This window comes from Xanthomonas sp. WHRI 8932A, assembly GCF_035012785.1.
Taxonomy (GTDB): domain Bacteria; phylum Pseudomonadota; class Gammaproteobacteria; order Xanthomonadales; family Xanthomonadaceae; genus Xanthomonas.
This window is the reverse complement of the sequence record NZ_JAYGQQ010000001.1, coordinates 560,041-583,728: the sequence shown is the minus strand read 5'-3', so window position 1 is coordinate 583,728 and position 23,688 is coordinate 560,041. Positions and strand designations below refer to the sequence as shown.

20 protein-coding genes, 1 pseudogene and 1 riboswitch are annotated in these 23,688 nt (G+C 65.1%); of the genes and pseudogenes, 10 read left to right on the top strand and 11 right to left on the bottom strand.

What is annotated here, in order from left to right; genetic code table 11:
• Positions 1-75: 75 nt before the first annotated feature.
• Positions 76-2,964 (bottom strand): aminomethyl-transferring glycine dehydrogenase, encoded by a 2,889-nt coding sequence (gcvP, locus tag VC212_RS02565; protein ID WP_323515771.1) that lies wholly within the window; start codon positions 2,962-2,964, stop codon positions 76-78.
• Between the two features lie 90 nt (positions 2,965-3,054).
• Positions 3,055-3,169, bottom strand: a riboswitch (glycine riboswitch).
• 269 nt (positions 3,170-3,438) lie between these two features.
• Between gcvP and VC212_RS02560 the strand changes: the two genes are divergently transcribed.
• Both VC212_RS02560 and VC212_RS02555 read left to right on the top strand, forming a co-directional pair.
• Positions 3,439-4,692: a multidrug effflux MFS transporter gene (locus VC212_RS02560; protein WP_055845634.1), complete on the top strand. Its 1,254-nt coding sequence runs from the start codon at positions 3,439-3,441 to the stop codon at positions 4,690-4,692.
• A 16-nt stretch (positions 4,693-4,708) separates the two neighbouring features.
• A complete protein-coding gene (locus VC212_RS02555) occupies positions 4,709-5,113 on the top strand; it encodes a hypothetical protein (RefSeq protein ID WP_055845632.1) in 405 nt (134 codons plus the stop codon).
• 271 nt (positions 5,114-5,384) lie between these two features.
• On the opposite strand, the gene VC212_RS02550 is transcribed toward VC212_RS02555, so the two are convergent.
• The 5 genes from VC212_RS02550 to VC212_RS02530 form a co-directional block, all read right to left on the bottom strand.
• Positions 5,385-7,319, bottom strand: a complete 1,935-nt coding sequence (locus VC212_RS02550) for an XVIPCD domain-containing protein (RefSeq protein WP_323515768.1) — start codon at positions 7,317-7,319, stop codon at positions 5,385-5,387.
• 132 nt (positions 7,320-7,451) lie between these two features.
• A complete protein-coding gene (locus VC212_RS02545) occupies positions 7,452-9,470 on the bottom strand; it encodes a M2 family metallopeptidase (protein WP_323515764.1) in 2,019 nt (672 codons plus the stop codon).
• 136 nt (positions 9,471-9,606) lie between these two features.
• Positions 9,607-11,268 (bottom strand): phosphoethanolamine--lipid A transferase, encoded by a 1,662-nt coding sequence (locus VC212_RS02540; RefSeq protein WP_323515761.1) that lies wholly within the window; start codon positions 11,266-11,268, stop codon positions 9,607-9,609.
• Complete coding sequence (locus VC212_RS02535; RefSeq protein ID WP_323515835.1) at positions 11,265-12,029, bottom strand: phosphatase PAP2 family protein; 765 nt, start codon at positions 12,027-12,029, stop codon at positions 11,265-11,267. The genes VC212_RS02540 and VC212_RS02535 overlap by 4 nt, the downstream gene beginning before the upstream one ends.
• 99 nt (positions 12,030-12,128) lie before the next feature.
• Positions 12,129-13,862, bottom strand: coding sequence for a glycosyltransferase family 39 protein (locus tag VC212_RS02530; protein WP_323515758.1), 1,734 nt, complete (start codon positions 13,860-13,862; stop codon positions 12,129-12,131).
• A gap of 146 nt (positions 13,863-14,008) precedes the next feature.
• On the opposite strand from VC212_RS02530, the gene VC212_RS02525 reads away from it, so the two are divergent.
• Positions 14,009-14,725, top strand: a complete 717-nt coding sequence (locus VC212_RS02525) for a response regulator transcription factor (RefSeq protein ID WP_323515755.1) — start codon at positions 14,009-14,011, stop codon at positions 14,723-14,725.
• Positions 14,718-16,016, top strand: coding sequence for a HAMP domain-containing sensor histidine kinase (locus VC212_RS02520; RefSeq protein ID WP_055845613.1), 1,299 nt, complete (start codon positions 14,718-14,720; stop codon positions 16,014-16,016). Before VC212_RS02525 ends, VC212_RS02520 begins: the two co-directional genes overlap by 8 nt.
• Before the next feature lie 185 nt (positions 16,017-16,201).
• Here VC212_RS02520 and VC212_RS02515 read toward each other — a convergent pair whose 3' ends face one another.
• The 5 genes from VC212_RS02515 to VC212_RS02495 all read right to left on the bottom strand — a co-directional run bounded on the left by VC212_RS02515 (position 16,202) and on the right by VC212_RS02495 (position 19,303).
• On the bottom strand, positions 16,202-16,699 hold the full coding sequence (locus VC212_RS02515) for a hypothetical protein (RefSeq protein WP_055846266.1): 498 nt from the start codon (positions 16,697-16,699) through the stop codon (positions 16,202-16,204).
• 150 nt (positions 16,700-16,849) lie between these two features.
• Complete coding sequence (gene minE, locus VC212_RS02510; protein WP_005994583.1) at positions 16,850-17,107, bottom strand: cell division topological specificity factor MinE; 258 nt, start codon at positions 17,105-17,107, stop codon at positions 16,850-16,852.
• A gap of 2 nt (positions 17,108-17,109) precedes the next feature.
• The gene (gene minD, locus VC212_RS02505) at positions 17,110-17,919 is read right to left on the bottom strand and encodes a septum site-determining protein MinD (protein ID WP_055845610.1); all 810 of its coding nucleotides are present in this window, start codon (positions 17,917-17,919) and stop codon (positions 17,110-17,112) included.
• 35 nt (positions 17,920-17,954) lie between these two features.
• On the bottom strand, positions 17,955-18,701 hold the full coding sequence (minC, locus tag VC212_RS02500; RefSeq protein WP_323515752.1) for a septum site-determining protein MinC: 747 nt from the start codon (positions 18,699-18,701) through the stop codon (positions 17,955-17,957).
• A 2-nt stretch (positions 18,702-18,703) separates the two neighbouring features.
• Complete coding sequence (locus tag VC212_RS02495; RefSeq protein ID WP_055845605.1) at positions 18,704-19,303, bottom strand: GNAT family N-acetyltransferase; 600 nt, start codon at positions 19,301-19,303, stop codon at positions 18,704-18,706.
• 231 nt (positions 19,304-19,534) lie between these two features.
• On the opposite strand from VC212_RS02495, the gene VC212_RS02490 reads away from it, so the two are divergent.
• The 6 genes and pseudogenes from VC212_RS02490 (at position 19,535) to VC212_RS02465 (ending at position 23,688) form a co-directional block, all read left to right on the top strand.
• On the top strand, positions 19,535-20,728 hold the full coding sequence (locus VC212_RS02490; protein ID WP_323515749.1) for a sensor histidine kinase: 1,194 nt from the start codon (positions 19,535-19,537) through the stop codon (positions 20,726-20,728).
• Positions 20,728-21,369, top strand: a complete 642-nt coding sequence (locus tag VC212_RS02485; protein ID WP_005990002.1) for a response regulator transcription factor — start codon at positions 20,728-20,730, stop codon at positions 21,367-21,369. The genes VC212_RS02490 and VC212_RS02485 overlap by 1 nt, the downstream gene beginning before the upstream one ends.
• 7 nt (positions 21,370-21,376) lie before the next feature.
• Positions 21,377-21,520, top strand: coding sequence for a transcriptional regulator (locus VC212_RS02480; RefSeq protein WP_323525941.1), 144 nt, complete (start codon positions 21,377-21,379; stop codon positions 21,518-21,520).
• Between the two features lie 82 nt (positions 21,521-21,602).
• Positions 21,603-21,671: pseudogene (locus VC212_RS02475) on the top strand (DNA-binding response regulator); the annotation flags it as partial.
• Between the two features lie 367 nt (positions 21,672-22,038).
• Entirely contained in the window at positions 22,039-23,220 is a 1,182-nt protein-coding gene (locus tag VC212_RS02470; RefSeq protein WP_323514256.1) for an SRPBCC family protein, read from the top strand.
• A 96-nt stretch (positions 23,221-23,316) separates the two neighbouring features.
• The gene (locus VC212_RS02465; protein WP_323514255.1) at positions 23,317-23,688 is read left to right on the top strand and encodes a DUF423 domain-containing protein; all 372 of its coding nucleotides are present in this window, start codon (positions 23,317-23,319) and stop codon (positions 23,686-23,688) included.

Here is a 23,688-nt window from a genome sequence, read left to right as displayed (position 1 = left end):
GCATCGCATGACGCAACAAAAAAACCCGGCTGTTTCACCAGCCGGGTTTGATGGTTACCGCGTCTGTCATGCCACTCAGACCTCGGCGTCTTCCTTGTACGCATCCACCGGGATGCAGGCGCACATCACGTTCTTGTCGCCATAGACGTTGTCCACGCGCGCCACCGGCGGCCAGTACTTCTGCTGCTTGAGGCTCGGCAGCGGGAAGGCGGCCAGCTCGCGCGGGTAGGCATGGGTCCACTCGCTGGCCGACACCTGCGTGGCGGTGTGCGGTGCGTGCTTGAGCGGGTTGTCGTCGCGGTCCAGGCGGCCGTCTTCGATGGCGCTGATCTCTTCGCGGATCTGGATCATCGCGTCGATGAAACGGTCCAGTTCGTGCTGCGATTCGCTTTCGGTCGGCTCTACCATCAAGGTGCCGGCGACCGGGAAGCTCAGCGTCGGCGCGTGGAAGCCGAAGTCGATCAAACGCTTGGCGATATCTTCGGCGCCGATGCCGCTGGTCTTTTCCAGCGGCCGCACATCCAGGATGCACTCGTGCGCCACCAGGCCATTACGGCCGGTGTACAGCGTCTTGTAATGCGGTGCCAGCCGCTTGGCGATGTAGTTGGCGTTGAGCAATGCCACCTGCGTGGCCTTGCGCAAGCCGCCACTGCCCATCATGGTCACGTACATCCAGCTGATCGGCAGGATGGAGGCCGAGCCATAGCTGGCCGCGCTGACCATGCCCACATCCCCTTCGCCGCCCAGCGTGCGCGGCAAAAACGGCGCCAGATGCGATTTGACCGCACACGGGCCCACGCCCGGGCCGCCGCCGCCGTGCGGAATGCAGAAGGTCTTGTGCAGGTTGAGGTGCGACACATCCGAGCCCCATTTGCCGGGCTGGGCCACGCCGACCAGGGCATTCATGTTGGCGCCGTCGGTGTAGACCTGGCCGCCATGCGCATGCACCGCTTCGCAGATCGCCACCACGTCTTCTTCGAACACGCCGTGCGTGGACGGGTAGGTGATCATCAGCGCGGCCAGACGATCGGAATACTTCTCCGCCTTGGCGCGAATGTCTTCGACGTCGACATTGCCGTTGGCATCGCACTTGGTGACCACCACCGTCATGCCGCACATCTGTGCAGAGGCCGGGTTGGTGCCATGCGCGGATTCGGGAATCAGGCAGATGTCGCGATGCGCCTCGCCACGCGAACGGTGATAGGCCCGGATCGCCAGCAGGCCGGCGTATTCGCCCTGCGCGCCGGAGTTGGGCTGCAGGCTCACCGCGTCGTAGCCAGTGCACTCGACCAGCATCGCTTCGAGTTCCTCGATCAGCTGCGCATAGCCGGCCGACTGCTCGGCCGGCGCCAGCGGATGGATCGCGCCGAATTCCGGCCAGGTCACCGGGATCATTTCGGCGGTGGCGTTGAGCTTCATGGTGCAGCTACCCAGCGGGATCATGGTGCGATCCATCGCCAGATCCTTGTCGGCCAGCGAGCGCATGTAACGCAGCAGTTCGTGTTCGCTGTGGTGGGTGTTGAATACCGGGTGTGTCATGAACGGGCTGGTGCGCAGCAGGCCTTGCGGCAACGCATCGGCGGTGGCCGCATCCAGCACATCGATGTCCGCCTGGGCACCGAACAACTGCGCCAGCGCTACCACATCGGCGCGCGTGCTGGTTTCGTCCAGGCTGATACCCACCGCTTCGCTGTCGATGGCACGCAGGTTGATGCCGGCCGCACGCGCACGTGCATGGATGGCATCGGCATCGATCGCCTTGACGTGCAGCGTGTCGAAGAAATGTTCGCCGACGCTCACGCCAGCGCTACGCAGCGCAGCAGCCAGGATCACGGTCAGGCGATGGGTGCGACGGGCAATGCGGGTCAGGCCATCGGGGCCATGGTAGACCGCGTACATCGAGGCCATCACTGCCAGCAGCACCTGCGCGGTGCAGATGTTGGAGGTGGCCTTTTCGCGGCGGATATGTTGCTCGCGCGTCTGCAGGGTCAGGCGATATGCGGGGTTGCCGGCGGCATCGATCGATACGCCGATCAAGCGGCCCGGCATCGAGCGCTTGTACGCATCGCGGCAGGCCATGAAGGCCGCATGCGGGCCGCCAAATCCGAACGGCACGCCAAAACGCTGCGAGTTGCCGACCACGATATCTGCGCCCCATTCGCCGGGCGAGGCGATCAGGGTCAGGGCGAGCAGATCGGTGGCCACCGCCACCAGGCCGCCCTGCGCATGCACCGCATCGGCCAGCGCGGCGTGGCCGCCGATGGTGTCGAAGTGAAGCTGGCCAAAGCTGTCCGGGTATTGCAGCAGCACGCCGAAGCACTCGGCCTGCAAGGCTTCGTCCGGGGTGCCGACGCGCAACACGATGCCCAGCGGCTCGGCGCGCGTGCGCAACAGTTCCAGCGTCTGCGGGTGCACCGCGTCGTGCACGAAGAAGATGTCGGATTTGGATTTGGCCGAACGCTTGGCCAGCGTCATCGCTTCGGCCGCAGCGGTGGCTTCGTCCAGCAGCGAGGCGTTGGCGATCTGCATGCCGGTCAGATCCGCACACAGGGTCTGGAAGTTGATCAACGCTTCCATGCGGCCCTGCGAAATCTCTGCCTGGTACGGCGTGTACGCGGTGTACCAGGCAGGGTTTTCCAGGATGTTGCGCAGAATGACCTTGGGCGTGTGGGTGCCGTAATAGCCCTGGCCGATAAAGGTGCGCTGCACCTGATTCTTGCTGGCGATGGCGCGAATCTTGGCCAGCGCTTCTTCTTCGGTGATCGACTCGGGCAGCGCCAGCGCAGCCGGCGACTTGATGTTGCCCGGCACGATGGCGTCGGTCAGCGCATCCAGCGAGGCGTGGCCGACCACGTCCAGCATCTGCGCGATTTCTGCGTCATTGGGGCCGATGTGGCGTTCGACGAACGCGCTGTGGTGTTCGAGGTCGCGCAGGGAAGACGAGGTCTGGGACATGGCGGGCATCCGGGTCAGGGGGCAGACGAATGGTCGACACGTCTCCTGGCCGGCCCGGCGCGCACAGCGCACCACGACCCGCCGCAGCGACGGTCTTCCTCGCGCCCCTCTGTCCTTTTGCCTGAGAGTTTAAAAACGCGGCCTGGCCATTGGCCTGCCTGCGTTCCGTGCCCCTTCGGCGCCGGCATCGGCCGGTCTCTCCAGAGTTGTACTGCGGATGGTATCGGGCCTGAGCGATTACGGGCTGTTGCGCCTTCGGCAGCGGCAGTGCCGCTTCTCCCACCGTGTTGCCGGGCCGATTATAGCGTGGGGCTGCGCCGCCTGGCGCACCCGCCGGGCCGATCGCACCTGGGCTGCCGCACTTGCGTCTGCTTAACCTTGCAACGGCGAGCGCCTATCATCTTCTCCCTTGTGCTCATCCCGGCGCCGCAACTCGCGGATGCCGGCGTGCGTCCCCCGATGCACCACGTTTCGGATTCCTGCATGACCCCCACCACGCCTTCCACCCGTCGCATGGCGCTGCTGCTCGCCGGGCTGGCGATGTTCGGCCCGTTCTCCATCGACACCATCTTCCCGGCGTTCTCGCGGCTCAGCCGCAGCCTGGCGGTGGACCAGGTGGCGATCCAGCAGACCATCAGCGTCTACCTGCTGGCTTACGGGGTGATGAGCATCGCGCATGGGCCGCTCTCCGACGCCTGGGGCCGCAAACGGGTGATCCTGGGCGGGCTGGTGCTATTCATTGCCGGCTCGATCGGCTGCGCGCTGTCGCAGGATCTGCCCACGCTGCTGGCCTTCCGCGCGTTGCAGGGCCTGTCGGCCGGCGTGGGCATGATCGTTGGCCGTGCGGTGATCCGCGACCTGTTCCATGGCCCGGACGCGCAACGGCTGATGAGCCAGGTGTCGATGATCTTCGGCATTGCGCCGGCCATCGCGCCGATCATCGGCGGCTGGATCCTGCTCAGCGGCGCCGGCTGGCCACTGATCTTCTGGTTTCTGATGGTGTTCGGGCTGGTGCTGCTGATCGCGACCATGCTCTGGTTGCCGGAAACCCACCCGGTGGAAGCGCGTACGCCGCTGCAGCTCAAGCGCTTGCTGCACGACTACGTGCGGATCGGCTTCAACCCGCGCTTCCAGCGCCTGGCGGCGGCCGGTGCGTTCAACTTCGCCGGCATTTTCTTGTACATCGCTTCGGCGCCGGTGCTGATCATGCAGCACCTGCATCTGGGCGAAGGCGACTTTGCCTGGTTGTTCATTCCCACCATCGGCGGTATGACGCTGGGCTCGTTTCTGTCCGGGCGCATGGCCGGCCAGATGAACCCGGTGCGGCAGATCCGCATCGGCTTCATCTGCTGCGGCGTGGCCGCGCTCGCCAACCTGGGCTACACCTTGTCGGTAGCGCAGATCGCGCTGCCATGGGCGGTGCTGCCGATCTTTCTGGCCGGTGTCGGTATGGCGTTGATCTTCCCGATCCTGGCGCTGGCGGTGCTGGACATGTACCCGCAGCAGCGCGGCCTGGCGTCGTCGCTGCAGGCCTTCACCCAGTTGATGACCAACACGGTGGTGGCCGGCGTGTTGTCGCCGCTGCTCAGTGAACACCCCCGGCATCTGGCGATCGGCATGACCGGTTTTTTCCTGCTGGGCTGGCTATTCTGGCGCTGGGAGCGCCGCAGCGGCCGCCGTCTGCGGCACCGCCAGGCCACCGAGGCAGTGCCTCTGGAGCCGGCCAACCATCTTTGACCCTACAGGAGCCTGCATGTCCACCGATTCCAAGTTGCGCCGCGATGCCCGCAAGCGTGCAACCGAGCGCCAGCGCAACCAGGCCGCCGCCAAGGCCACGGCCGAATCGCCGATCGAAGCGCATGCCGAACTGCGCGACCAGCAACGCACGCTGCTGGCCGGCATCGTCCGCCGCGACGGCGAATGGGTGCTGGGCATGGACGGCCGCATCGCTGGCGAAAGCACCAGCGCCGCGCAGGTGTTGACGCTGATCATGCGCGCCGCCGAACTGCACGAACGCCAGGGCACCCCCGTGCGCCTGACCTACTCGGACGCGCTGAAAGATGCCGCGCATGCCGAGGCCCAGGCCGATGGCATGGAATTCGAGCAGTTCAAGGCCCGGTTGAGCGAGCGCTTGCAGGGTGGCGCGAAGCTCAATTGAGTCACCCGCGCGGCGTGCCTTGGCTGGCGCGTGGACGTACGCGGCGTTTTGGGCGGCCACCACCGAGCTGCGGTGCCTGCCAAGGGTGTTCAGCAGGTAAGCCTTCGGTATTGTGCGTACGCGCTGCCCGGTAGGTGGGTCGCGCATCATCACTGGCTACCCATGCGCCCATCGTTCCCGATCCAGCGCACGTGGCCAACTCAGTGGTCGGCCACATATGTGATCGAACGCGTTCGATCTGGGAATTCAGGTGCAACCACCCAGCGCGTTCTCAGCGCGCCTGCGCCTGTCGCTGCGTTTCCTGCTGCGACACCTGCGCCTGCGCAGCAGCATCGCGCTCCGTGCCGGGTTCCAGCGCCTGCAGGCGTTGCAGGCTGGCGGCCACGGGCTCTTCCTGCGCCGCCTTGGCATCGAAGCTGCCCCGTAGATGCGCTGGCGAGTCGAGTGCTCCCTGCACCACGAAGCCACGCGCCGGATCGTTGCCGAGCACCACGTGATCGACCCGTTGCAAGCCATGCTCGCGCGCGGCCACCACCGCCCCTAAGGCCAGGCGTTCGCTGTCCATTCCTGCGGCTGGGCCGGGTGCGGCTTGCAAGCGCTCCACTGCCGCGGTGGATTGCTGCAGCAGGGCATGATCCGCATGCGCTGGATTGCGCGGGTCCGGGAGCGCTAGGGCGACGTCCGCCGGCCGCGGCAGCACGGTGGCATCGACACGCTGCAGCTGGCCGTCGTATTTCCCGTCGGCGCCGTCGGCGATACGCTGCAGCCGCTCGGCGAACCCATAGGGCGATCCACCCACATTGCGGGCCATCGCGATCGCAAACTGCTCGGGCGACTGCGCCGGGGCGTTGCTGTCGCCGACCAGCGAGGTCAGCGCGCTGCCGCCGATCTTGCTGGCGCCGGCGCTGGTGCGCGTCTGTTCCAGCAGCGCCTGCATCTGCACCTCGCTGAATTCCAGCGTGGTCTTCTGCCCTGGCGCGATCGCGCCGGTGCCCGTCATCTCGCCGCTCAACGCGCTGTTAAGCGTCTGCGCGATCGCCTTTTCCTCACTGGCCTCGTTGCGCCCGCCCAGGCGCTGCAACAAGCCCGGCGCCGCCACGTCGCCATCGATCTCGAAACGGTAGCTGCGCTGCTCCACGCGTTCGGCAGCGTTGCCGTCGTACTGGCGCACGATCGTCAGCGGCACGTTGTCGCCGTATTGCAGCTGCTGCACCACGGCGTAGCCGTCCTGGCCCGGTGTGCTGATGCGCACCTGGCTGCCTTGGTTGCGGTTGCCGGCAACATCGGCGCTGAGCGGGCCCAGTTCCAGCTGCAGACGCTGCTGCGAGCTGAAATTGATGCGCTCCAGCGTCTGCATCTCATCGACGCCGGGCACGCCCGGTGCAAGCTTGCCTTCGCGTACGAATTCGCCCATGGCCGCGCGCGCACGCGGATCAGCCAGATCGAACTGCGCGCTGTTCACTTGCGACTGGCCCAGGGAGTCGGCGCGCCCGAGCAGGGCTTGCGCCGGTCCGGCTTTGACGCCAAGTGCATTCACCGCCTCGATGGCCGCATTCGGCCCGGTCACCACACGCACGTGGCGCTCGTCGACGCGTTCGATCATGTAGCTGCGGCCGCTGGCTTCGGTGATTTTGCTCTGCGTGGTGAGCCCTCGCAGACTCGCCGAAGATTCGCTTTGCACAAAGGTTTGGGTGTCCATCACTGCGCGCGCGCCGATCGGAAGGCTCTCCGGCTGCAGCGGATTCACCTGTCTGGCGGCCTCTAGCGGCTGGTCCACACCGGGCAGCGTCAGTGCGTAGCGCATGCGCTGCCCGGCACTGGCGCCGGCCTCGATGCTTAGCTTGCTGTCGCCAAGCGTGGATTGCAGACGTTGTTGCTGGCCGGTCTGCGCGTCGGCTTCCAGGCTGAAAGTGGTGGTCTTTGCGTCGGCATCGCTGAGACTGCCTGCGCTCAGCGAGCCACCGCCACGCAGGCTGGTCTGGCCTAACGGCTGCGTCGGGCTGCCGCTGTTCTGCTCGCTGGTCTGCGCATACTTGGCCGACTGTTCTGCCGGGTTGACCGAGACGGTGCCGCTCCCAACTTTCGCCGCGTATTCGCTATTGGAGCTGCTATAGATCGGGTTGAATGCGCGATCGTTCGCGTCGTCGATGACCTGCTTGTTGCGGTCCACATCGCGCGCGTCCGGGCCGGTGGAGGCGTTGCTCATTGGGATGCTTCCTGCATGCTGCGCCTGTGCAGCGGGCGCGCAGTATATCGGCAGCGTTTCAGGCGTTTATCAAAGGAATGTTATGCAGCGGCCTGGGTGATGGCCGCCGCATGCCACAGGCAAAGTGGCGCGTCAGTGCAATGCGGCAGGCGCAGGCGTGTTGCTCGCGGCAGCAGGCGCGGTTGCCTGCCAGCCGCACAATTGGCCTTGATTCTGCTGTTTGAGCCATTCGCTCATCGGTGCGAAGTACTCCAGCATCGGGCCGGCGTCGAGTTTCTCGCTGCCGGTGAGTTCCTTCAGCGTGGTCTGCCAGGGCTGGCTCGATCCACGTTGCAACATCGACCAGAATTTCTGCCCTGCATCCTTGTTGCCGTAGAAGCTGCACTCGTACAGCGGGCCTTGATGCCCGGCCGCATCGCACAGGCCCTTGTAGAACTGAAACTGCAGGATATGCGCCAGAAAATAGCGCGTGTACGGCGTATTGCCCGGCACGTGGTATTTGGCGCCCGCATCGAAGAACTCTTCGCCGCGTGCGGTTACCGGCGCCACGCCCTGGTACTTGGCTTTGAGTTCCCACCAGGCCTGGTTGTAGCGCTCCGGCGGAATCGAGCCATCGAACACGCCCCAGCGCCAGCGGTCGATCATCAAGCCGAACGGCAGGAAGGCGACCTTGCTCAAGGCCATGCGCATCTGCGAATTGATCAACGCTTCGCGCCCGGCCTGCTGTTCGCCGACCATGCCGATCGACTGCAGGTACTTGGGCGTCATCGCCAGCACGATGGTGTCGCCGATCGCCTCGTGGAAGCCGTCGTTGGCGCCGTTCTGGAACAGCGGCGGCAGCGGGTTGTAGGCCAGGTCGTAATAGATGTGGCCGAGCTCGTGATAGATGGTGGTGAAGTCTTCTTCGGTGGGCTTGATGCACATCTTGGTGCGCACATCGGCGCCGATGTTCTGGGTCGGCTCGCCGCCCATGTTCATGTCCCACGCGCTGGCATGACAGACCACATCGCGGTCCAGCGGCTTGATGAACTGCGAGCGTTGCCAATAGGTGTCGGGAAGCTTGGGCATACCCAGCGAGGTGTAGAAATCCTGCGCGCGCTCGGTCATCTGTTTGGCGGTACGCAGTTGCGCCTCGCGCTCGGCATTGAAGCGTGCCGCCGTCCCGCCGTCGCCGCCGGTGTTACGCGCCAGTACCGCGCTCAGATTGCCCTGGTACTGCTTTTCCAGCGCGGAGGTAATGTCCAGATCGCCGGCGCCGGGGTAGGGCTGCAGCAGATCCCACAGATTGCTCCAGTCCTGCTGCCACATATTGCCCATCAAATGCGCCGGCAACAGGCCGCCGGCCACTTCGCCCTTGGCCTTGCCGTACTGCGTATCGAGCTTGCCGCGCGCGTAGCACTGCAGCTGCGCATACAGCGGTTTGACTTGCTCCCACAACCGGTCGGTCTCGCTGGCCAACTGCGCCGGCGGCATGTCGTAGCCGCTGCGCCACATCACCCCGACATCGGCAAAGCCGTTGCCGCGCGCGCCTTCGTTGGCCAGCTCGACAAAGCGCTGGTAGTCCTTGCGCATCGGCTGGGCGGTGCTATGCCAGCCCTGCCAGGCATCGAGTTGTTCGGTGTAGTCGCGGCTGCTGGCCAGCACTTGTTCCAGCTCACCGAGCTGGCGGCAGCGGCGTTGTTCGCCATCGCCCACGCAGTAACTCCCGGCGCCGTAGTCGCCTTCCATCTTGGCGGCGATGCGGGTGAGTTCGGCCAGTTTGGCCGGGTCGCGCGGCGCGGGCAGGGCGCTCATGAGTTTGAGCAGCTGCAGTGCGCGTGCGCTGTCTGCCGACATCGGCGTACCGACGTACTGCTTGGATTGTTCGATCCAGCGATCCAGCTGCGCCAGCGAACGCTCGTTGGCCTTGGCGGCCAGCAGCTGCGAATCGCCGTTGATGTAGGTCGACGACAGCCACTGCGCGGCAGTGACTTCCGGGTAGGCGGCCTTGTACTCGGCGCTGATGCGCGCGACGAACTGGTCGGCGCTTTCGGCAGGCGCGGTGTTGGTCGCGGCCGGTTTGGCTGGCGGCGGGGCATCCTTGCGGCAGGCCGACAGCGATAACGTGCCGGCGGCCACAGCCAATGCCAGCAACAGCAGACGAGGATTCACGGGTGGTCCTTGCAGTGAAGTCCGGCGAAGGCTAGAGCGCGCGAGGCTTCAGGGCAAGCGGTGCTTCATGGGCAAGCGGTGCCGGTGCGGATGCCACGCAGCGGCAATCGATCCCGCTGTTGGCGGTCCGGAACGCTCAGCCTTTCCCCGTGCACTGCGCAAACACGTCGCGTTCGCGTGCATATACGCTGGTCTTGACCTGCATCAGGCCCAGCACCGAGGGGAACAGCGCATCCTGATCGGTGTATTGCCCGGCGCGATGGCGCAGGCAGGCCTCATCCAGTCCGCGATCGCGCGCAAACTCCGGCGAGAACCACATCACCATTGGCACGTGGGTCTGCTCCTTCGGTGCGATGGCATATGGCACGCCATGCAGATACAGGCCCTTCTCGCCCAGCGATTCGCCGTGATCGGAGAGATAGATCATCGCGGTGTCGTAGTCGGACAAGCTACGCAATGTATGGATGGCCTGATTGAGGAAGTGATCGGTGTAGCCGATGGAGTTGTCGTAGGCGTTGACGATGCTCTGGCGGCTGCAGCTGCCCAGGTCGGCGGTCTTGCACACCGGCTTGAAGCGCTCGAACTGCGCCGGGTAGCGTTCGAAATAGCTGGGCCCGTGGCTGCCGAGTTGATGCAACACCACCACGCGGTCGCCGGGCTTGGCACGCACTTGCGCCGCCAGATCGCGCAGCAGGATTTCGTCCATGCAACGGCCATCGGCGCACAGCTCCGGCGTGGTGGCATCGTCCAGCTTCTGGATCTCCAGCCCCTCGCACACGCCCTTGCAGCCGGACTGGTTGTCGCGCCACAGCGTGGAGATGCCGGCGTGTTCAAGCACGTGCAGGAACGACTGGTGGCCGCGGATCATGTCTTCGTTGTAATCGCGGCGGCCGAACGGCGAGAACATGCAGGGCACCGACACTTCGGTGCTGGTGCCGCACGAATGCATGTCCGGGAAATTGATCACGCCCGCCTGCGCCAGCTCCGGTGTGGTCTGGCGCGCATAGCCGCTGAGGCCCCAATTCTGCGCACGTGCGGTCTCGCCCAGCACCAGCAGCAACAGACGCGGGCGGCTGCCAGCAGCGCGCGGCGTGGCAATGGCGTCGTGTTCGATCGGCTGCTTGGGCGCATGCTTGATCGGCGAATCGGACTTGAGGTTCTGCCGCAGTGCGACGATGTAGTTGATCGGCGTGGCCAGGTAGCGCACTTCGCGGTGATTGCGCATCAACGCCGAAATATCCTGCGACGACAGCATGGTACCGGCGGCACCCACCACCGCCACCGCCAGCAAGAAGCCGACCCGCACCAGCAACGTCTTGCCCGTGCTGCGTGCACGCAAGCGCGTACGCCACAGCAGCACGGCGGGAATCAGGAAGTAGCACAGCAGCGGAAAAATCAGCCCCGGCGTGAGTAGTTCACGCGATTCCTTGTGGTCGGTATGCAGCACGTTGCGCAGCATGTCCGCATCCAGATAGACGTTGTAGCTGTCCATGTAGTGCGCAGCCAGCGCGGTGGTGAACAGCAGCAGTGTCAACAGCGGTTTGGCGTTCCAGCGCCACACCAGCAGACCCAACAACAGCGCGTGCACGGCGACCAGCAGCGCCATCAGCGAAATGGCAAACCCGATGCTGCCCGGGTGCGTGGCCATCGCCGTGCGCCAGAACAGCTGATTGCATACCAACGCGAAAAACACGCTCGACAGCAACACCAGCGCTTCGGTCGACACGATCGGCCGAGTACTCCATGTCAGCGCGCGCGCGCTGGTGCGCCCGCGCGGTTCCGGTAACCAGGTGCTCATGCTGCATCCCCCGATGGCAACATCGAATCAGACGTGCGATGTGGCCGAGCCAGCATCACGCAGTACAACCCCAGTGCCGTCAGCCAGCACACTGCCAGCGACCATACATCGTGCGAGAGGAAATGCGCGCCGCGCAGTTGCTGCGCAACGCCGAAAATGAGACCTGCCACCAACCCTATAAACAAACCTGGGAAGCGCCACGCAGGACGCAGCGACAACGCACAGAAATACAGTGCGACCCACGCATACCCGGCACTGGCATGGCCGGCCGGAAAACAACCGGACGCGGCAATGCCCTGGCGCGATTCGAACAAGCCGATCATCGCCTGCGTGCCACCATATCGGCTCAAATCCCACGGGCAATCCATTGCGGTCCACGACTTGAGCAACGACACCAGCGAGGTCGACAACGCGATCGATGCGGCTAGATAGGTGAGCGGCCAACGCAGCACGCGCAAACGCGGCCTGCACCAGGCAGCCACCGCCAGAATCACGACGCTGACACCCGCAGAGGTACTCAGCCCTCTGCCGATGCGATGAATCACGCCACTGGTAAACCAGTGGTCCTTGAGCAGCCAGTGGCCGCCTTCCAGTCGATACAGCGCATCGGCAATCCACCGGTCGCCGCCTGCGCCCATCAACAACGCGCTGACCAACAGCACAGCCGCCAGGGGCATCCACAGATGGCGAACGAAGAAGCGCGCCTGCACATCACGGGCGGTGCGCGCCAAAACTGGCGCATGGACGGGAAGCGTGCTCATCGAGATGTCGGTCTGTGTCATTGCCCGGCATCTTCGAAACCCGGATGTCGGAGAGCGGTCGGACTGAAGTTGCCCAGCCGTTAACCCGACACCAAGCGTTCAGTCTGTGTCGCCGTCGCTACCGGTTTGTTCGCTGTCGGACGCCGTGGTGATGCAACCGGCGTGCCACGCGGTGCCTGGCACCAATTGCCATTGATTGCGATTGGATTCGCCGATATCGATGCGTTGCGCCGGATCGATACACGCCGGTACAGCCTGCTTGAGCACGAACAACCAACGTTTTTCTGGTGCCTGCGCAAGCCACGGGCCTGCCTTGTCCCATTGCTGCTGCCAACTCGCCTTGAAGCCGAAATCGGTCACTGAACGATCGGCTTGCAGCAGGTTCTGTTCGCGCCAGGCCAGCATGCCCAGCTCGGCATCCGGGCCGATACGCTGGCCGACGCGCTGCATCAGCCGCGCAGACGAACTGTAAGGGTCCAGCGCGGGCATCAAGCCCAGGCCGTACACGCTCCACAGCGCCGCTGTCATGACCACCACCGCAGTGCCAGCGCGACGACCGCGCGACCACGCCAGCGCCGCCATGCCGACGATGCCAAGGCCGATCAGCCAGAAACCCACCGACTGCAACGACGCCAGCTCCATGCCGCGCTTCAGCGCGGTGTTTTCGGCCCAGTGCAGATGCAGCGCAATGCCGGCACCCAGGACCAGGCCGGCAAGTGCGAGCAGCAGCACATAGCCGGTGAGCAGCACGCGGACACCGCGACGGCGCAGCAGCCCGGCCAGCAACGGCGCCGCTGCCACGCACAGCGCGGGCAGCATTGGAAAGATGTAGACCTCGCGCTTGCCCGGGCTGGCACTGAAGAACAGCAGCACCAGCACGCTCCACGCCAGCAGCAGCACATAGCGCGGGTCGCCGCGACGCAGCCGCCGCCACCACGCCGGCAGCAGCCACGGCAACAACAGGCAGCCCGGCAGCCACAGCGTGGCGATCACTTGCAGGTAGTACCAGAACGGTTTGACGTGATGCCAGGCGTGCGCGTAACGCGTGCCGGTCTGCTTGAACAGCAGCTCATGCGCGTAAGCGTGCAATTGCGGGTCGTCGCTGTGCAGCAGCGCGATGCCCAGCGGCCCCAGCCAGACTGCGGTGCCAGCCAGAAACGCCGGCAGTACCAGCAGCCAGCTGCGCCCGGTCTGCGCACGCGCCGGCAGCACGCTCCAGTGCCGGCGCGGCAGCGCCATCCACGGCAGCAACAGCAGCAGCGGCAGGAAGCCGACGCCCTTGGTCACCGTGCCGACGCCGGCGGCGAACAAGCCCAGCGTCCACGCGCGCCAGTCCGGCCCGCGCAGCACATGCCGTAGCAACCCCCACAGCGACAGCGTGGTCAGCGCCACCAGCACCATGTCGATCTGCGCGCGCTTGGCCATCAGGCCGAACTGCAGCACCGCAAATAACGCCAGCACCGCGTAGCCGGCCACGCGCCGGTTCCACAGCCGGCGCGTCATGTCCCAGGTCAGCCACAGCGTTGCCAGCGCGGCCAGCAGCGAGGGCAACAGAAACGCGACAGACCAGTGCGGCACCAGCTCATAGCTCGCCGCCTGCAGCCACATGAACACCGGCGGCTTTTCCGCGTACAGCTCGCTGCCACGGTGCGGCAGCAGCCAATGGCCGCTTTCGACCATGGTGCGTGCCGCCAGCACAAAGCGCGGCTCGTCCGGCGGATTGGGTTGGCGTAGCCCGAGCCCGGCCAGCAGGCTGACGACGATCAGCAGCAACGCGGCAAGCAGCGCGCGCCGATGAGGGAGAGAGGCAGAGCTGGCAAGCGACACGTGCATGCCCCGATTAAAAGGGGCCGAACGATAGCTGGCAAGCAGGTCGGAGTTTTGTCGGAACGCGCGCCGAGCCGCCTGGAGCGGTCGGGTTCGGCTCGGCTCGGTTAGGATGCGCACACCGTCCCTGTCGGGCTGTTCTGGAAACCGCCATGCGGCTGCTGGTCATCGAAGACAACCGCAACATGGTTGCCAACCTGTTCGACTATTTCGAAGCGCGCGGGCATACCCTGGACGCAGCGCCCGATGGCGTTACCGGCCTGCATCTGGCCACCACCCAGCAGTACGACGTGCTGGTGCTGGACTGGATGATGCCGCGCATGGACGGACCGGAGGTGTTGCGCCGCCTGCGCGAGCAGTACCAGTCCGAACTGCCGGTGATCATGCTGACCGCGCGCGACGAATTGCCGGACAAGATCGCCGGCTTCCGCGCCGGGGCGGACGATTACCTGACCAAGCCGTTCGCGCTGCCCGAGCTCGAAGTGCGCATCGAGGCCTTGCTTGCGCGTGCACATGGCCGCCGCCGCGGCAAGCTGTTGCAGGTGGCCGATCTGCGCCTGGATCTGGCCACACTGGAGGCCACCCGCGACGGGCAAGTGCTGCACCTGTACCCGGCCTGCCGCAAATTGCTGGAAGTGTTAATGCAGGCCAGCCCGGCCGCCGTCACCCGGCAGCGCCTGGAACAATCGTTGTGGGGCGACGACCCGCCCGACGGCGACATGCTGCGCTCGCATATCTACGAATTGCGCCGCAGCGTGGACGGCCCGTTCGCGCAGAAGCTCATCCATACCCTGCCACGGCTCGGCTACCGTTTGGCAGAACTCGATGGCGCCAGCGAACCGACGAGCAGCGATCGCGCCGATGGCTAAGCCGCGCCCGTTGGGACGTCGGGTCATGGTGTGGTTGTTCGGCTACACCTTGCTGATGACGTTGGCGGTGTTCGGCACCGCGCAATACCTGCACGAGCGCGCCGAGCATGGCGTGTGGCGCTCGCTGCTCAACTCGGAACTGGACAGCATCCTGGACAGCAGCGCGCAAAGTCCCGGTTATCACTGGCAGGATTCGGACACCTTGCGGTTGTATCGCCTCGATGGCAGCAAGCCCGTGCCGCCGGTGTTACGCACCTTGCATCCCGGCCTGCACGAGCGTGACATCGATGGCCGCCCGAGCGCGTTGATGGTGCGCGACACGCCGCATGCCGGTCGCCTCGTGCTGGTGCTGGATATCACCGATTTCGAAGCGCTGGAAAAATTCCTCACCCGCTGGATGCTGGCCGCCGGTATCGCGCTGATCGGCATCACCTTGCTGATGGGCGCTTACGCAATGGCCCGATTGGTGAGCCCGTTGGTGAAGCTGGCCCGCGACATCGGTGCGCTGCGTCCGGAACGCCGTGCGCAACAGATTGCCGTGGGCGCGCAGGGCAGCGCCGAGTTGTACGTCATCGCCGATGCGCTCAACGATTATCTGGAGCGCAACGGCCAATTCGTCGAGCGCGAACGCGCCTTCATCGACAGCGCCAGCCACGAGCTGCGCACGCCGATCGCGGTGATTGGCAATGCGGTGGAACTGGCCTTGGAGCAACCCGGCACGCCGCCGGCGGTGCGCCATCAGTTGCAGCGCATCGCGCAGACCAGCGCATCGGTAGAGCAACTGATCACCTTGTTGCTGGTGCTGGCGAAAGACCCGAGCCGGCTGGTGGGTAGCAGCGATACGTTGCGGCTGGATCATCTGATTCCGGACATCGTCGCCGACCACGCGCATCTGTGCGCAGACAAGGATCTGCAGCTGGTCATCGACCCGCTGCCGCCGTGCAGCCTCACCGCCCCGGTCGCCATCGTGCAGACCGCCATCGGCAATCTGCTACGCAATGCGATCGAAAACAGCGACCGCGGCATTATCCGCATCACCCTATCGGCGCCCGGCATGGTACGCATCGCCGACCCGGGCCACGGCATGACGCCGGAAGAAATCAGCGCGATCTACGCACGCCTGGCGCGCGGCAATGCACGGCAGGGCAACGGCATCGGTCTGGAACTGATCGGGCGGCTGTGCGAGCACCTGGGCTGGAAACTGAGCCTGGAATCCGATGCAGGGCAGGGCACTGTCGCGACGCTGGATCTGTTCGGTGCCGTGGCCGCGATCGAGCCCACACACGCATAGCCTCAGCGTGCGCACTGCCTGCATCGCAAGACGGTGCAGTGCACGGCGCACGCTGCGACGGCATGTTGATCGCGCACGGTGATCTGCAGGCACAGGCGATAGTCCTCAGCCTGCACCCCAAGCCATGCAAGCATCTTGTCCCTTGGTGGGCGCCACAGCGCGCACCGCACCATCATGCAGCCAGCTCAGACCGGCAGCAGCCCGCGTTCGTGCAACCAGCTGCGCGCGTTCTCCGCATCCTGCTCGAACCAGGCGCGGGTGGACCCCAGTCGATAGGTATAGCCCCAGGCATCCATGTCGGCCATCAGCCGCGCACTGCCCACACCCGGTAACTGGGCGGCCAGCAGAATCTGCAGGTAGCAGGTGGCGTCTTCCTCATCCACCGAATCGGTGGCATCGGTATGTACGGCGGCGCGTTTGTCGGCAGGCAGCACGATCAGGTGCCCGGCTTCATGCAGCATCGAATGCACCGGCGTGTCGTCGCGCACATAGACATCGCAGCCGATGATGCCCGCTTCCGGTTCGCCCCAGAAACTGCCAGGAATCGGCGCGTCAGCGTCCACGCGATGCAGGCGCAGGCCATACCGGCCCAGCAAGGCTGCCGGTGCGTCCAGGCCGATATCGGCCACGCACAGCACAGCGGAAGCATCGGATGCGGAAGCAGGATGTGGAATCACGCGCAGTGGCTCGCGGTCGGGCGCGCCGCAATGGCGCGTAGTGGGGCAGAAACCAAAACGGCACCGTGCGAACACGGTACCGTCAGGAGGACAATGCGGCGACCGCCACACAGCGCGCAAGCGTCTACGGGCTGCACGCCGGCGGCAATGACCGCGTTACTTGTCGCCGTCTTCCGGCAAGGCGACTGAAATATCCAGCACGTCGTGCTCGCCGTCCTTGACCAGATCCACCCGCACCGCATCGGCGTCGATGTTGACGTACTTCTTGATCACTTCCAGCAATTCGCGCTGCAGCAGCGGCAGGTAATCCGGCCCGCCACGGTGGTTGCGCTCCTGCGCAATGATGATCTGCAGGCGGTTCTTGGCCGTCTCGGCGGTGTTCTTCTTGCTCTTGAGAAAATCGAGCAGGCCCATGCTTAGCCTCCGAACAGCTTGCTGAAGAAGCCTTTCTTCTCCACGGATATGAATCGCATCGGGCGCTCTTCGCCCATGATGCGGGCGACCGCGTCGTCGTAGGCCTGGCCGGCCGGGGACTCGCCGTCCAGGATCACCGGCTCGCCCTTGTTGGAGGCGTTGAGCACGTCGCCGGATTCGGGAATCACGCCGATGGCCTTGAGCCCCAGCACTTCTTCCACGTCGGTGATGCTGAGCATCTCGCCACCTTCCACGCGGCCCGGGCTGTAGCGGGTCAGCAACAGGAACGCCGGCACCGTCTTGCCTTCTTCGGCCTTGCGGGTCTTGGAATCGAGCAGGCCGATGATGCGGTCGGAGTCGCGCACCGAGGACACTTCCGGGTTCACCACCACTACGGCGCGGTCGGCGAAATACATCGACAGGAACGCGCCTTTTTCGATACCGGCCGGCGAATCGCAGACGATGTACTCGAAGCCGTCGGCGGCCAGGTCCTTGAGCACCTTCTCCACGCCGTCCTGGGTCAGTGCATCCTTGTCGCGGGTCTGTGAGGCAGCCAGCACGTACAGGTTGTCGAACCGCTTGTCCTTGATCAGCGACTGCTTGAGCGTGGCTTCGCCATGCACGACGTTGACGAAGTCGTACACCACGCGCCGCTCGCAGCCCATGATCAGGTCCAGGTTGCGCAAACCGACGTCGAAGTCGATGACGGCGACCTTCTTGCCGCGCCGTGCCAGCCCGCAGGCCAGGCTCGCGCTGGTGGTGGTCTTGCCGACGCCGCCCTTGCCGGAGGTGACTACGATGATTTCAGCCAAAGGATTTCTCCGAATATTTCTGTGGTTGGGCCGCGTCAATCAAGCGCAGCGATCTTGATCTGATCCTGCTCCAGCCAGACCTGGACGGCCTTGCCACGCAGGTCCATGGGAACATCGTCCAGCACCTTGTAGTGGCCAGCGATGGCGACCAGTTCGGCGTGGAAGTCGCGGCAGAAGATGCGCGCGTCCGGGTTGCCCTGCGCGCCGGCCAGAGCGCGGCCACGCAGGGTACCGTAGATATGGATGCTGCCGTCGGCGATGACCTCCGCCCCGGCGCCGACCGTATTGAGTACGGTCAGGTCGCAGTTTTCAGCGTACAGCTGCTGGCCCGAACGCACCGCATTGCGTTGCATGCGGCCCGGCGCCGGGCGCGCGGCCGGCGCTGCGGGGTCGGCGCGTGCCGCCGGCGGCGGTGGAGGCGGTGGGCTGACCGCGGTCGGCTCGTATTGTGCGCGGAACTTGGCCAATAGCGGCACGCCGAGTTGCTGCGACAGCAGGTCGATCTCGCTGGTGCCGTAAGCCAGCGCCACCGGCAGCACGCCGGCATCGCGCAGGCCATCGAGCAGCGCCTTGGCGGTGGCCACGTCCGGCACCTGCGACAGGCCGCCGAAATCCAGGATCACCGCCGCCCGGCCGAACAGCTTGGGCGCGCGGGTCACGCGCTCGCGCATTTCCTGCACCAGGCGTGGCACATCCAGCGTCCGCACGCGCAGGTTGGCAATGCCCACCTGGCCGATCTTGAGTTCGCCGGCCTGTTCAAAATCTACATTCACACTCGACACGCTCAGCTCCCCGTCGATGGGTTGTCGGTGGCGGCGGCATGCCGCGGCCGGCCGACCCACGGCAATTCTTCGGGCAACTTGCCGCCATAGGTCTCCTTGACCCACGGATAGCTGCTCATGTCTTTCATCAGCATGCTCGCGCGCACTTCTACGTCGGGCATGGTGTTCTGGCCGACCTCGCGGAAGCCGAAGCTGCCATGGAACAGCAACGCCGCATCGGCGCCATGGTCCAGGAACACTTCGCAGGCCAGCTGCGGGTAGCGCAACTCGGTATAGCTCTGCACATCGGCATAGAACGCCCGCCCGACGCCACCGCCGCGACGGCGGCTGGCGACCACGATGCGGTCGATATAGAAAAATTCCGGATGACGATCCCGGAACCAGGCGAAATTGCTGCTGTCATGGGCACTGCCGCTACCGAACCCGACCAGGAAGCCGGCCAGGTTGCCGTCGCGCTCGGCGACGCGGAAATATTCGGCCTGTTCGTAGAAGCGTTGCAGCTTGTTTGAATCCAGCGGCAGGATCGCCAGTCCGGCATTGTTGTTCAGGGCCAGGACGGAATCGAGCTCGTGCTCGCGCACGTCGCGGATGACGATCGACATTGGGACTCCGTGGGGTAACGCTCTCGATCCGAAATCGGATCTGCGTCGGATTATTACATGCGTGGCCTGAAGCGGCGACCCGCCGCGTGCGCCCCGGAGCGCAAGTCGCCTTCGCGCAGGGCAACGCGCATGCGCAAATACGGCCTGGCCGGCAGGTGCGTGCAGGCGAACACGTGCATGCATGACTTCCGGCAAGAGGGCAGCGGCGGCGCTTGGGCCTAAGATGCCAGCATGTTGGGATACCTCAGTCATACGCGCGTCCTGCGCTTCGCCGGCCTGTTCACCTGGGCGATGATCGCCATGCCGTTGGTGTTCATCTACTGGGCGCCTGCCGAAGATGGCGACCACCGCAGCGTGCTGGAGGCCGCCACGATGTCGGCGTTCTTCATCGGCTTCGGTGTCAGCTATTTCTGGTTGACGCGCGGCTTGAACAGTGGCGGTCACGCGCATTGGTACGATCGCCTGATCCTGCTACTGCTCACGATCTGCGCGCTGGCGGTCAGCTATCTCACCCGAACCGGCCTCGGCAGCATTCTGATGATGGTGGCGGCCGGGGTGATCCCCTGGCTGTTGCCGCTACGTGTGGGCGTGGTGTGGCTGGTGCTGAGCCAGCTGGCGGTGCTGCCGGTCTACCATCTGCTGCTGGGGTTCCCGGTCTCAGGCGCGCTGATGCAATCGCTGCTGTACGGCGGCTTTTCGATGTTCATCTTCGTCACCAGCCTGGTCGCCCGGCAGCAGACCGAGGCACGCGAAGAACAGCGCCGGCTAAACGCCGAACTGCGTGCCACCCGCGCGCTGCTGGCCGAAAGCGCGCGCATCAACGAGCGCACCCGCATCTCGCGCGAACTGCACGATCTGCTCGGCCACCATCTCACCGCGCTCAGCCTCAACCTGGAAGTGGCCGGTCACATCACCGAAGGCCAGGCGCAGGAACACGTGCGTCAGGCGCACACCCTGGCCAAGCTGCTGCTCACCGATGTGCGCGAGGCGGTCAGCCATTTGCGCGACAGCGGCGCCATCGATCTGGAGGCGGCGCTGCGCCCGCTGGTGACCCAGGTCCCCTCGCTGGACATCCACTTGGATATCGCCCAACCGTTGACCCTGGACGACCCCGAGCGTGCGCACGTGCTGCTGCGCTGCACCCAGGAGATCATCACCAACGCGGTGCGCCATGCCGGCGCGCGCAATCTGTGGATCCAGGTGCGACGCGACGCGGACACCGTGCTGATCGACGCCCGCGACGACGGCCATGGCGCCGATGCGGTGGCGCCAGGCAACGGCTTGCGCGGCATGCGTGAGCGGCTCAGCCAGTATGGTGGGAAGCTGGAAATCCAAACCCGGCGCGGCGACGGCTTCGGCCTGCGCATCTGCGTTCCAGGCGCGCCGGCACTGATGCCTGCGGCCGTTACTCAAGGAGTGTTCTGATGATCCGTGTGTGCCTGGTCGACGACCAAACCCTGGTGCGCCAGGGGATCCGCTCGCTGCTGGCGCTGGACAACGGCATCGAAGTTGTGGCCGAGGCCTCGGACGGCAAGCAGGCGGTGGAGCAGATTCCGCAGATCCAGCCGGACGTGGTGCTGATGGACATGCGCATGCCGGTGATGTCCGGCCTGGAAGCCCTGCAGATGCTCTCGCGCAACGGCACCCTGCCGCCGACCATCATCCTGACCACCTTCGACGACGACCAACTGGTGCTGGCCGGGCTCAAGGCCGGCGCCAAGGGCTATCTGCTCAAGGATGTCTCGCTGGAACAGCTGGTCGGCGCGATCCGTACCGTGGCCGACGGCGGCTCGCTGGTGCAGCCGGCGGTGACCCAGCGCCTGCTCTCGGGCCTGGAGCACATGCGCAACGAGTTCGTCAGCCTGGACCGGCCCGATCCGCTCACCGATCGCGAGACCGAGATCCTGCGGTTGATGGCGAGTGGCTTTTCCAACAAGGAGATCGCCAATTCGCTGGGCGTGGCCGAGGGCACCATCAAGAATCACGTGTCCAACATCCTGTCCAAGTTGGGCGTGCGCGACCGCACCCGCGCGGTACTCAAGGCCTTCGAGCTGCAGCTGGTCTGACAGCAGGATGTCCCGCCCGGCGCAGCGCGCCGGGCGTTCGCGGGCGCGCAAGCCTGCGGCTTGCAGGCAGCGCCTGCTCACCCTGTCCAAACTGGGCGTGCGCAACCGCACCTGTGCGGTGCTCAAGGCGTTCGAGCTGCAGCTGGTCTGACAGCAGGATGTCCCGCCCGGCGCAGCGCGCCGGGCGTTCGCGGGCGCGCAAGCCTGCGGCTTGCAGGCAGCGCCTGCTCACCCTGTCCAAGTTGGGCGTGCGCGACCGCACCCGCGCGGTACTCAAGGCCTTCGAGCTGAAGCTTGTCTGACGGCCGTGCTGTCGTAATGCGATGCCGGCGCGCAGCGATTGCTGCGTGACGCGGCATCGCGATCCTGCACGCACTCTGTTACGCAGTTGCGCCGCGCCGAATAGGACGGTGATACGGCCGTGCATACCTCTAACGGACGCGGCATCACACGCACGCAGCGCACGATGTGCATCATGACTGCGCGCAATCGGCGCAAACCCTTGCGCAGGCTGGGATTGCGCGGTTTCGCAACGGCGTTTCGCGCGCTGGATGACACCGCAAGACCGCGCTACCCGTCGCACAACTGAACATCTTTCTCGAAGCCTGCTAGGATGGTGGCTTCGCTTCACTCAACCCGGCCGTGGGATCGGCCCCGGAGACCTCCTGAATGACCCGTATTATCGAGTTCCTGATCGCCTTGGGGATCGTGGCTGGCTTGTTTGTCGTGGTGGGCTTGGTGTTGCCCTCGGAGCGGCAGATGTCCGAGAGTGTTGAGACCAACCGCAGAATGACGATTGTTTACGACACCGTGAACAGCTTCCGTCGTTTCAAGGATTGGAACCCGCTTGTGCTGCGTGACCCGAAGATTCAGCTGAAGCTGGCCGGCCCGGAAGAGGGCAAGGGTGCACGCGTCGAATACAGCTCCACCGAGGGCTATATCGGCAGCGGCAGCTGGGAAATTAAAAACACCGTCAAGAACGAGCGTGTTGAGATCGCGATCGAAGATCCCACCAAGGGCTACGACAAGGTCACCAATTTCACTCTGGCTCCGACCGGCAAGAACAACAAGAACGTCAAGATCACCCAGGATTACAGCGTCAAATACGGCTGGAACCTGTTCGGTCGTTATGCAGGCTTGTATGTGAGCCGCCATGTGGGCGACGACCTGAAGCTGGGTCTGTCGCGTCTTGCAACCGCACTGGCCACCGTGCCGAACTTCGACTACCGCGCGCAGCTGGATGGCAAGCCGGTGTTGAGCGATCTCAAGATCGTCGATGTGCCGGCCGAGGACCTGCTGGTCGTCACCGCGGGCAACATTGATCGTGACAACGAGACGATCAAGAAGTCGATCAAGGACAACCAGGAGTGGATCAAGCGCGTGATGGACGCCAATGGCCTGGAAGCTGTTGGTCCGGTCCGGATCGTCACCACCGACTTTGCCAGCGACAAGTACGCGTTCGACGTCGTGCAGCCGGTCCGCAAGCGTGCCGGTGGCGCGCCGAAGGCCGATGCCAAGACCGACATCGCCAAGACCGATGCCAAGAAGGACGACGCAGCGGCTGCTGCGCCGGTCGATGCGACGCCGGTTGCCGCAACGGGCGAAGAGCTCAAGCTCAATATCCCGTCCGAAGCACCGGTGAAGTACGAGCGCACCAAGCCGCACCGTTCGGCATTTGCAACCTACGCAGGCCACATGGCCGGCCTGGATGCAGTGCGTAGCTCCCTGCGCGCCTGGGCTGCCACCAGCGGCAACGACGTGACCGAGCGTCCGTACGAGTCTTGGAAGGGCGGCGTGGACAAGTCGTTTACGCAGGACGGTACTTATGACGTCTACTGGGCCATCAAGTAATCGTTTCACCACGATGATCTGATCCAGACGAAAACGCGCCGCAGTCTAGCGGCGCGTTTTTTTTTGCGCCACGGCGCCGCAACGGAAAATGCCCGCATGTCTTTAATCGAACGTCGCAAGAAACATCCCTCGTTGCTGGCCTTTTGCGGCGGCTTGCTGGCCGCCATCGCGGTGGGGTTGTCGGCCTATGCTTCGCACGGCGTGACCGACGCGCTGGTGCAGTCGCGGCTGCAGTTGGCATCGCCGTATGCATTCGGCCATGGCGCTGTGCTGGTCGTGCTGGGCGCCACCGAGACGCGCGCGCTCGCGCGCGTCGGGCTGTATCTGTTATTGCTGGGCACGTTGCTGTTTGCCGGCAGCCTGGTCGGTGGCGCCTTGCTGCACTGGCCGACCAGCCTGGCACCGATCGGCGGGGTCGGCCTGATGCTGGGCTGGGTGGTGCTGGCGATCGGCGCATTGAGGCGTTGA